This window comes from Coprococcus sp. BIOML-A2, assembly GCF_009875795.1.
Classification (GTDB): domain Bacteria; phylum Bacillota; class Clostridia; order Lachnospirales; family Lachnospiraceae; genus Coprococcus; species Coprococcus aceti.
Map to the genome: position 1 here is coordinate 898911 of NZ_WWSI01000001.1, position 11337 is coordinate 910247.

The following is an 11337-nucleotide window of genomic DNA, read 5'->3' on the forward strand; positions in this document are numbered from 1 at the left end:
GCTGCATGGCTGAAAGATCATGATAAGGATAGGCCATGCCGGGGCGTTCCCGTTATAGGATAAGATGAGATACAAAACAAGGTGGTAACGCGAATATTTACTCGCCCTTCTGACAGAATGTCCGGAGAGCGGGTTTTTTTGTGAAAAATTTTGTAAAAGTATATATCAACATGTAAGAGATCAGGAAGAATAGAAAGGAAGAATGAGATGAAAGAGTTAGAGAAGACATATGATCCTTCCCAGATAGAGGACAGACTCTACAGAAAGTGGGAGGAGAAGAAGTATTTCCACGCAGAGGTTGACAGGAGCAAGAAGCCATTTACGATCGTAATGCCACCTCCAAATGTAACAGGACAGCTCCACATGGGACATGCCTTGGACAATACAATGCAGGATATACTTATCAGATTCAAGAGAATGCAGGGCTACTCAGCACTGTGGCAGCCTGGTACAGACCACGCAGCCATCGCAACCGAGGTTAAGGTTACAGAGAAGCTGAAGGAGCAGGGAATAGATAAGAAAGAGATCGGCCGTGAGGAGTTCTTAAAGCATGCATGGGCATGGAAGGAAGAGTACGGCAACCGTATCGTGAGCCAGCTCAAGAAGATGGGTTCATCCGCTGACTGGGACAGAGAGAGATTCACCATGGACGAGGGATGTTCCAAGGCAGTCAAGGAAGTATTTGTAAGACTGTACGAGAAGGGCTACATCTACAAGGGCTCAAGGATCATCAACTGGTGTCCTGTATGTAAGACTTCCATATCAGATGCTGAGGTTATACATGAGGAGCAGGACGGATTCTTCTGGCATATCAACTATCCTGTAGTTGGAGAGCCTGGAAGATTTGTGGAGATAGCAACCACAAGACCGGAGACACTTCTCGGAGATACAGCCGTTGCAGTAAATCCTGACGATGAGAGATACACAGATATAGTAGGAAAGATGCTGGAGCTGCCACTTACAGACAGACAGATCCCGGTTATCGCAGATCCATATGTTGACAAGGAGTTTGGAACAGGATGTGTAAAGATCACACCTGCACATGACCCTAACGACTTCGAGGTTGGAAAGCGTCACAATCTTGAGGAGATAAATATACTGAACGATGATGCAACCATAAATGAGCTCGGAGGCAAGTATGCAGGCATGGACCGCTACGAGGCAAGAAAGCAGATGGTGGCAGACCTTGACGCACTGGGACTTCTCGTAAAGGTAGTTCCACACAGCCACAACGTAGGAACACATGACAGATGTAAGACAACTGTAGAGCCTATGATCAAGCCTCAGTGGTTCGTCCGCATGAAGGAGATGGGACAGGCAGCACTTGACATCATCAAGACCGATGAGCTCTCATTTGTGCCTGAGCAGTTCGACAAGACATACATCCACTGGCTTGAGAATATCCGTGACTGGTGTATATCAAGACAGCTCTGGTGGGGACACAGAATCCCTGCATGGTACTGTGACGAGTGCGGCGAGACCATCGTCAGCCGTGAGACACCTACAGTATGTCCAAAGTGCGGATGCACACATCTCACACAGGATGAGGATACGCTCGATACATGGTTCTCATCTGCACTGTGGCCATTTTCAACACTTGGCTGGCCGGATAAGACACCTGAGTATGAATACTTCTATCCTACAAGCGTGCTTGTAACCGGATACGACATCATATTCTTCTGGGTAATCCGTATGGTATTCTCAGCACTTGAGCAGACAGGCAAGAGCCCGTTCAAGCATGTGCTGATCCACGGACTTGTAAGAGACGACCAGGGACGTAAGATGAGTAAGTCACTTGGAAATGGTATTGACCCGCTTGAGGTTATAGATAAGTACGGTGCAGACGCCCTTCGTCTGACACTTATAACAGGAAATGCTCCTGGAAACGACATGCGTTTCTACTGGGAGAGAGTTGAGAATTCCAGAAACTTTGCAAATAAGATCTGGAACGCAACACGTTTCATCATGATGAACATGGAGAAGGCAGATTTCACAAATGTGAAGCTGTCAGACCTGACAATAGCTGACCGCTGGATCCTGTCCAAGGTCAACACACTTGCAAAAGAGATGACAGACAACATGGAGAAGTTCGAGCTTGGTATCGCTGTATCCAAGGTATACGACTTCATTTGGGAGGAGTTCTGTGACTGGTATATCGAGATGGTTAAGCCTCGTCTCTACAACGATGAGGATGAGACAAAGGCAGCAGCACTCTGGACACTTAAGACAGTTCTGATCCAGGCACTTAAGCTTCTTCATCCATACATGCCATTCATCACAGAGGAGATCTTCTGCAACATTCAGGACGAGGAGGAGTCGATCATGATCTCCAAGTGGCCTGAGTACACAGACGAGTGGAACTTTGAGGCTGACGAGGCCGCTGTTGACACTATCAAGGCAGCAGTCCGTGCCATCAGAAACCTTCGTACAGGAATGAACGTACCACCTAGCAGAAAGGCAAAGGTATATGTCGTATCTGCAAAGGAGGACGTGAGACATATATTTGAGTCATCAAAGAGCTTCTTTGCCACACTGGGTTATGCCAGCGAGGTACACGTTCAGGAGGACAAGACAGGAATCGATGAGAATGCAGTATCAACACTGATCCACGATGCCGCTGTATACATTCCTCTTGAGGAGCTTGTGGATATCGACAAGGAGATCGAGCGACTTGAGAAGGAGGCTGCTAAGCTTGCCGGAGAGATCAAGCGTGCATCAGGAATGCTTGCAAATCCAAAGTTCGTTGACAAGGCCCCAGCCGCAAAGGTTGAGGAGGAGAAGGCAAAGCTTGCCAAGTACACTGAGATGTCTGAGCAGGTTGCCGAGCGTCTTGCACAGCTTAAGAAGTAATTATAAGGTCCCGACAGACGGAATTGGCTTTTCGCCTGCCGGGATCTTCGTTTTTATTGTGTCGATGAGACATTTCCTTCATATCATATAACAGAAGAGGTTTTTCTGTCGGTATGAAGGAGGTGGAGAAATGGGATTCACAAGTATTCCCATACGCAACATCATACGTGAAGCTGTTGCAAGGGGCGGCATAATAGTGGATGTCAGGGATCGCGATGAATTTCTGGAGGGACACATCCCCATGGCGGTAAATATTCCATTTGAGTTGATAGAAGCGGGGGAGTATACTCTTCCCAAAAGCAAATATCTGCTGGTATACTGTGCTCATGGGGTGAGCAGCATGAAGGCTGCGCTCATCATGAGCGAGGATGGATACAGAGTTATCAACACGGTGGGAGGCCTGGCGCAGTACAGAGGCCCGCTCACAAGACAGCGATAGAACAAATATACAACCCACAGAAAGGGCAGGAAATGAGTAGAGTAGAACTTATAGCTCCATGTCATTTTGGACTGGAGTCGGTACTGAAAAAAGAAATACTTGATCTTGGATACGAGATAGTCCAGGTGGAGGACGGAAGGATCACATTTGCCGGAGACGAGAGTGCGATTGCAAGGGCAAATATTTTTATAAGGACAGCCGAGCGTATCATGCTCAAATGTGGCAGCTTCAAGGCCGCCACATTTGACGAGCTGTTCGAGGGAACAAAGGCCATCGCCTGGGAGAAGTATCTGACAAGGGATGCAAAATTCTGGGTGTCCAAGGCGACATCAAACAAGAGTGCACTCTTCAGTCCATCGGATATACAGTCCATAGTCAAGAAGGCTATGGTTGAGAGATTGAAGCAGACATACAGAGTGTCATGGTTCACGGAGGATGGCGCAAGCTATCCGGTGAGAGTATTTATATTCAAGGATATAGTGACCATAGCACTTGACACGTCAGGTGTGTCACTTCACAAGAGGGGATACAGAAAGCTGGTTGGAAAGGCTCCTATATCGGAGACGCTGGCGTCCGCACTGATCATGCTCACGCCGTGGCACAGGGACAGAGTCCTTGTAGATCCGTTCTGCGGAAGTGGAACATTTCCGATAGAGGCTGCCATGATAGGCGCACACATCGCACCGGGAATGGACAGGGAGTTCACGGCCCAGGAGTGGTCCAAGATCTGTGACAAGAAGATATGGTACAATGCGGTGGATGAGGCTCATGATCTCATAGACCACGATGTGAAGATGAACATACAGGGATATGATCTGGATGGCGATATGGTGAAGTGTGCCATGGAGAATGCCAGGGCAGCAGGAGTGGAGCAGCACATCCATTTTCAGCAGAGGGATGTGAAGGATCTGAGAAATCCGAAGAAGTATGGATTTATAATCACAAATCCACCTTACGGAGAGAGACTTGAGGAGAAGGAGGCTCTGCCTGAGCTGTACAGGACCATCGGCGAGAGCTATAGGAATCTTGATGACTGGTCAATGTTCCTCATCACATCGTATACGGATGCGGAGAAGTATATCGGCAGAAAGGCCGACAGAAACCGCAAGATATACAACGGAATGATAAAATCATATTTCTATCAGTTTATGGGACCGAAGCCGCCTAAACGAAGGAGAGAAGAAGCTTGAAGAAATTTGTATATATAATTCTGATCCTTGCCATAGGTGCTCTGGCGTATTACGGAACAAAGGAGCCGTCGGGACGTCTGGAGAAGAACGAGGAGGATCAACACGCAGTTTCCGGCATGTCTGAGAAGCTTGCGGGCGATTACAATGAAGCGGGACTCACACTGTATGTAAATGGCAGTGAGGTGGAAGAGGACGAGTACAAGCCGTATGTAAGCAATAATCTTCACCTTATGATGCCGCTGAAGATGCTCAAGGATAAGATGAAGTGTACATACATAGAGTATGTGAATGGCAGTATCGTGATCAAGAGGAATGAAGGAGTCGCCAGACTGGTGCTTGATTCCCAGGATGCAGAGCTGGACGGCAAGGACGTGAAGATCGCGGATGCGCCTATAAAGAAGGATGACGAGACATTTGTCCCTATAGAGTATATAGCGGACACGCTTGACTATACATGTGAGTACAATTATGACACAGGCCGTGTATCCCTGCAGAAGGTCGGTGAGGACAGTAAGCTGCCGGCCGCCTACGACATGAGAAAAGAGGGCAGGGTCACAGAGGTCAGAGACCAGGGAGACTCGGGAACATGCTGGGCATTTGCGTCGCTGGCTGCGCTTGAGACAACTCTTATGCCGGATGAAAAGCTGCAGTTCTCTGTGGATAACATGACCATGAACAACGGATTTGGCGTTGAACAGTTTGAGGGTGGCCAGTACAGGATGAGTATTGCATATCTTGCATCCTGGAAGGGACCGGTTCTCGAGAAGGATGATCCGTACGGGGATGACAAGACGAACTCCAAGCTTAAGGCCGTGAAGCATTTGCAGGAGGCGGAGATAATTGACGACAAGAATCTGAAGGCTGTGAAAGAGGCAGTGTACACCAAGGGCGGTGTGGAGACTGCGATATACAGCGATATGATAGATGCCGACAGCAGCTCGGAGTATTACAACGAGGAGACTCATGCGTACTATTATGATGGTTCAGAGGGAATCAACCACGATGTGGTAATAGTAGGATGGGATGACAATTACAGCAAGAACAACTTTAACAAGGCGCCGAAGAAAGATGGTGCTTTTATCTGTAAGAACAGTTGGGGAACCGAATTTGGCGAGGATGGATATTTCTATATATCCTACTATGATGCGCATATTTGCGAGACCAGTGTTGTGTACACCAGACTTGAGGGTGCAGACAACTACGATAAGATATACCAGTCGGACAAGCTGGGCTGGGTCGGAGTCCTTGGATTTGACCAGGAGGATGCCTACTTTGCAAATGTTTACACGGCAGGCAAGAGCGAGGAGCTCAAGGCTGTGTCATTCTATGCTACTGATGCAAAGACGACATATGAAGTATATGTGGCTACAAATTTTGAGGACACTGACGATCTGGCAAATAAGAAGCTTGTCGCGTCAGGCGAGATGGAGTACGCAGGATACTACACGGTCAACCTGGATGATGTGGTCAAGCTCCCGGATGAAAAGAAATTTGCGGTCATAGTACATATAACCACGCCGGGCAGCAAATACCCGATAGCCATAGAGTATGATGCGGATTCCATGACCGACAGCTTTGACATCTCCGATGGAGAAGGCTATATAAGTCTGTATGGAAATCAGTGGTACAGTGCGGAAAAAGAGAGAAAATGTAACGTCTGCCTCAAGGCATTTACGGATAAGACAGAATAAACAGGAAGTGTATGTAAGCTGTGGGAAAGGAGAACTATTATGGACAAGCTGATATTTGCAACGGGAAATGAAGGAAAGATGAAGGAGGTCCGCATGATACTTGCTGACCTCGGATTTGAGATACAGTCCATGAAGGAGGCTGGGATCGATATAGACATAGTGGAGGACGGACAGACATTTGAGGAGAATGCTCTGATCAAGGCGAGAGCCATCAGCAAGGAGAGCGGATGCCTGGTGCTTGCGGATGACTCAGGACTTGAGGTCGATTACATGGACAAGGCGCCTGGAATATACAGCGCAAGATTTCTTGGTGAGGACACGTCATACCGCATCAAGAACCAGTACATAATAGACAAGCTGGCCGGGGTTCCAGATCCTGAGAGGACAGCAAGATTCGTGTGCGCTATAGCAGCAGTGTTCCCGGATGGAAGCGAGTACACAGAGCGGGGAACCATAGAGGGAATCATAGGCTACGAGGAGCGCGGCGAGAACGGTTTCGGGTATGACCCTATATTTTACCTTCCAGAGCTGGGCAAGACCACTGCGGAGCTTGATCCTGAGGAGAAGAACAAGATCAGTCACAGGGGAAATGCACTGAGACTGATGAAGAACGTCATCAGAGCGCACAGGGAGAGTAAGTGAGAATCAGGAATAAATCAGTTAATGATCAGTGGGATCGATGGATTCTCGTTAGGAGGAATAGATGAAAGTACTGATAATAAGTGACACTCATGGCAAGAGTAGCTGCTTAAAACAGATACACGATATAGTTGGCGACGTGGACATGCTGATACATCTCGGAGATGTTGAGGGAGATGAAAAGCTGATACATGACCTGTTTGACTGTGAGATTCACATGGTGAGGGGCAACTGCGATTACAACCCGGAGCTCCCGATATATGATGAGTTCAACATCGGAGACAAGAAGGCATTTATAACCCATGGACACAGGTACAGTGTGAACAGCGGAATCTCCTATCTGGAGGAACTCATAGATCTGGAGGGATATGACTTCGTGATGTATGGACATACACACCGCCGTGACCTGACGTGCTACAAGGATTCATACATTGTCAATCCGGGAAGTCTGGCTCTGCCGAGAGACAACCGGATTGGAACGTATATGCTGCTTGATTTTGACCAGCACGGAACGCCGTTTTTTGCGCAGAATGAGCTGCCGAGGGTAGAGTCGAATGTGTCAAGTTTTAGAAGAAAATTTGACATGTAGCATCAGCCCTGCCGAAGGCAGCTTTAAATGGCTGATGTTCCATACCGGAGGAGAAGAAGAGGAAGAAGTTTTTTGAGGATCTGTGGGGATAGGGCAGACCGTTCCAGAAAAATAAATAAGGATTGGAAATAGAATGAAGAAACACGATATAGTTGAAGGTGTGATAGACACATATGAGTTCCCGAACAAGGGAAGCTTTCATATGGATGACAGAAAAGTAACAGTTAAGGGTGCGATAAAAGGCCAGAAGGTGAGCTGCCGCATAACGAAGCTGAAGAAGGGCAAGGCCGACGGCAGACTCCTTGAGGTTTTGGAGAAGTCGGAACTTGAGGATGCTTCGCCGGTTTGTTCGCATTTTGGAATGTGCGGTGGCTGCAGCTACCAGACGCTCAGCTATGAGAATCAGCTGAAGGTGAAGGAGGAGCTTGTCAAAGGGCTTCTTGACGGTGTGATCGATGGTGAGGCTCATCCTTATGAGTGGCAGGGGATAATTGCATCTCCTGTGACAAAGGGATACAGGAACAAGATGGAGTTCTCATTTGGCGATGAGTACAAGGACGGCCCGCTGGCGCTTGGACTTCACAAGAAGAACAGCACATACGACATCGTTCAGATGGATGACTGTTATATAGTGAATGATGATCTGAACAAGATAGTGAAATATACTGTCCAGTTCTGCAAGGAGGCGGGACTCCCATATTACAAAAAGATGCAGCACGAGGGGCTTCTGCGCCATCTGGTTATCAGACGTTCGGCGACAAATGGCGATCTGCTGGTGAATCTGGTGACAACCACCCAGAATCTGGCGGCTCTCGACCTTGATGCATACGTGAAGGGGCTGCTGGAGCTGCCACTTGAGGGCAAGATCGCGGGAATTCTCCACACGGAAAATGACTCCATGGCGGATGCAGTCATCAGCGACAGGACAAATCTGCTCTACGGAACAGAGTATATATATGAGACTGTCCTTGGACTTCAGTTCAAGATATCACCGTTCTCTTTCTTCCAGACAAATACCAAGAGCGCGGAGAGACTCTATGACAAGGCGCGCTCTTATGTGGGTGATACAAAGGATGCCGTCATATTCGACCTCTACAGCGGAACCGGAACGATAGCCCAGCTTCTTGCGCCTGTTGCAAAGAAGGTCATCGGCGTGGAGATAGTTGAGGAAGCCGTGGATGCCGCCCGTGTGAATGCGGAGCTTAACGGCCTTGACAACTGTGAGTTCATCGCCGGAGATGTACTCAGGGTAATAGATGACATAGAGGACAAACCGGATTTCATAGTGCTTGATCCACCTCGTGACGGAATCAATCCGAAGGCCCTGTTGAAGATCATCAACTATGGTGTGAAGGAGCTTGTGTATATAAGCTGCAAGCCAACATCGCTTGCAAGGGATCTGGTGACTTTGCAGGAGCATGGATATTTTGTGACCAAGGCTTGTGCCGTCGATCAGTTTCCGGGTACTGTTCACGTAGAGACGGTAGTACTGCTTTCCCACAAAAAGCCAGACGGACATATCAACGTAAAAGTTGAGTTTGGCGAGGGTGAGGGAAAAGTTCCACTTGATAATATTGCTAAAAGAGCGGAAAGCTATAAGCCCAAAGAACGAGTGACCTACAAAATGATAAAGGAGTACATAGAAGCTAAATACGGCTTCAAAGTACATACCGCATATATCGCAGAGGTAAAGAGAGATTTAGGCTTGCCGATGTACGATGCTCCTAATGCGGTAGAGGAATTGAAACAGCCGAGGAAGCATCCGACAGTGGAGAAAGTGGAAGCGATAAAGGATGCGTTGAAGCATTTTGAAGTGATTTAATGAGGATAGGCGTATCATTAGAAATAGTGGTACGCTTATTTTTGTCCTTTTTCGCAGATTTGTCCTTTCCCCTGCTTTCCAATATAATGAAGCTAAAGAAGTGGAGGTGTGCTTATGAGAGAGAAATTTAATCATCTGTATTTGGATAGCCACGAAAGAAAACTTTTGATACATAGCCTTGTAGAGTTAAAAAATCAACTTATTCAGCAAGACAGATATACGGATTGCATTGACGAGCTTATTTTTAAGGTCACAAATGCACCGACCAAGAGAATGAAAATTGAATATGTCTAAGGCAGATTACAAAGCCGCTTATTCTTATTGATTTTAAGAGTAGGCGGCTTTTTTGCGTTCTCTGGTACTGTTTACATAGCCACCTTGACAAAGTGGCTAAATCTATGCGAAAGGAGGACGCATTTATGTCAAATTGCAAAGTGATTGCTCTGACTAACCAGAAAGGCGGTGTCGGAAAAACAACAACAGCGGTCAATCTGGGCGTAAGTCTGGTGCAGCAGGGTAAAAAAGTCCTGTTGATTGATGCCGATGCACAGGCAAATCTCACGATGGCTTTGGGTTATAACAGACCAGACGATATTCCCATAACGCTCTCTACTGTGATGCAGAACATCATAGACGATACAACGCTTGATGTTTCACAGGGTATTATCCACCACAGAGAGGGCGTTGACCTGCTTCCGTCAAACATTGAGCTGTCGGGCTTTGAGGTAAGGCTAATCAATGCAATGAGCCGTGAGCGTGTGCTGAAAACCTATGTCAATGAGGTTAAAAAGAATTACGATTATGTGCTTATTGATTGTATGCCGAGCTTAGGTATGATAACCATCAATGCTCTGGCGGCGGCTGACAGCGTGATTATCCCTACACAGCCCCACTATCTCTCGGCTAAAGGTCTGGAGCTTTTACTTCGCTCCGTATCAATGGTCAAGCGGCAAATCAACCCCAAGCTGCGGATAGACGGTATCTTAATGACTATGGTAATACCCCGTACCAACATTTCTAAGGAAATTACGGCAACGGTCAAAAGTGCATACGGTAAGAAAATCAAGGTATTTGATACCGAGATACCACATTCTATCCGTGCGGTGGAAGCTACCGCAGAAGGCAAAAGTATTTTTGCTTACGACAAAAGCGGCAAGGTTGCCGCAGCCTATGAGCAGTTAGGAAAGGAGGTGGCAGAGATTGGCGAGAAGCAGAGAAACCAAAATCGAGCTGACCGCATACGATGACCTTTTTCAGACGGACGAAAGCCGTGAGGAAGCAAAGCTAAGCAAGATACGGGATATTCCCATATCGGAGATTGACGAGTTTCCAGACCACCCGTTCAAGGTTTTGATGGACGAAGATATGGAACAACTTGTTGAGAGTATCAAGCGAAACGGTGTAATGACCCCTGCGACAGTTCGCTTAAAAGAGGACGGACGGTATGAGCTTATCAGCGGTCACAGGCGAAAAAAGGCTTGTGAACTTGCGGGGCTTGAAACGCTGAAATGCGAGGTTAAAGAGCTTACCCGTGACGAAGCCATTATTGTGATGGTGGAAAGTAATCTCCAACGCTCCGTTATTCTACCAAGTGAAAAAGCCTTTGCGTATAAAATGCGGTTGGAAGCTATGAAACGACAAGGTGAAAGAAGTGATTTAACTTCGTCCCCAATGGGGACAAAGTTGAGGAGTGATGCTGAACTTGCCGAAAAGGTTGGAGAAAGCCGCAATCAAATTCAGAGGTATATCCGTCTAACGGAGCTTGTTCCCGAAATCCTGCAAATGGTAGATGAAAGGCAGATTGCTTTTCGTCCTGCGGTTGAGGTTTCTTATCTGACCGAGGAACAGCAATACACCCTGCTTGAAGCAATGGAGTACAACGATGCTACCCCGTCATTGGCACAGGCTATCAAAATGAAGAAGTATAACCAAGACGGCAAGCTTACTTCCGAGGTTATCCAGTCCATTATGGAGGAAGAAAAGCCCAACCAGAAGGAAAAACCTGCTTTCCGTGACGAGAGGATAACCAAGCTCATTCCCAAGACTGTTCCCAGAGGGCAGGAAACGGATTTTGTTGTCAAGGCGTTGGAGTTTTATAACCGACACTTGCAGCGGAA

Annotated in this window: 10 protein-coding genes and 1 other annotated feature (1 of these 11 cut by a window edge); all 10 genes read left to right on the forward strand. The window is 47.3% G+C overall.

The window, feature by feature from the left end; translation table 11 throughout:
- Positions 1-112 (forward strand) — a binding site (T-box leader) (it extends 104 nt beyond the left edge of the window).
- A gap of 95 nt (positions 113-207) precedes the next feature.
- A complete protein-coding gene (locus GT575_RS03955) occupies positions 208-2850 on the forward strand; it encodes a valine--tRNA ligase (RefSeq protein WP_022217547.1) in 2643 nt (880 codons plus the stop codon).
- Between the two features lie 130 nt (positions 2851-2980).
- Complete coding sequence (locus GT575_RS03960) at positions 2981-3289, forward strand: rhodanese-like domain-containing protein (protein ID WP_022217548.1); 309 nt, start codon at positions 2981-2983, stop codon at positions 3287-3289.
- Positions 3290-3321: 32 nt separating this feature from the next.
- Positions 3322-4479 (forward strand): THUMP domain-containing class I SAM-dependent RNA methyltransferase, encoded by a 1158-nt coding sequence (locus GT575_RS03965; protein WP_015534252.1) that lies wholly within the window; start codon positions 3322-3324, stop codon positions 4477-4479.
- Positions 4476-6170: a lectin like domain-containing protein gene (locus GT575_RS03970; RefSeq protein WP_022217549.1), complete on the forward strand. Its 1695-nt coding sequence runs from the start codon at positions 4476-4478 to the stop codon at positions 6168-6170. Before GT575_RS03965 ends, GT575_RS03970 begins: the two co-directional genes overlap by 4 nt.
- 39 nt (positions 6171-6209) lie before the next feature.
- Entirely contained in the window at positions 6210-6812 is a 603-nt protein-coding gene (locus tag GT575_RS03975; protein WP_022217550.1) for an XTP/dITP diphosphatase, read from the forward strand.
- A gap of 61 nt (positions 6813-6873) precedes the next feature.
- Positions 6874-7398 (forward strand): YfcE family phosphodiesterase, encoded by a 525-nt coding sequence (locus GT575_RS03980; protein ID WP_055146265.1) that lies wholly within the window; start codon positions 6874-6876, stop codon positions 7396-7398.
- Between the two features lie 133 nt (positions 7399-7531).
- On the forward strand, positions 7532-9220 hold the full coding sequence (gene rlmD / locus GT575_RS03985) for a 23S rRNA (uracil(1939)-C(5))-methyltransferase RlmD (protein ID WP_161171518.1): 1689 nt from the start codon (positions 7532-7534) through the stop codon (positions 9218-9220).
- 114 nt (positions 9221-9334) lie between these two features.
- Entirely contained in the window at positions 9335-9514 is a 180-nt protein-coding gene (locus GT575_RS15075; RefSeq protein WP_055199999.1) for a hypothetical protein, read from the forward strand.
- 125 nt (positions 9515-9639) lie between these two features.
- A complete protein-coding gene (locus GT575_RS03995; protein WP_055199998.1) occupies positions 9640-10467 on the forward strand; it encodes a ParA family protein in 828 nt (275 codons plus the stop codon).
- The coding region (locus tag GT575_RS04000; RefSeq protein ID WP_161171519.1) for a ParB/RepB/Spo0J family partition protein at positions 10421-11337 on the forward strand (917 nt) is incomplete at its 3' end. The genes GT575_RS03995 and GT575_RS04000, both read left to right, overlap by 47 nt.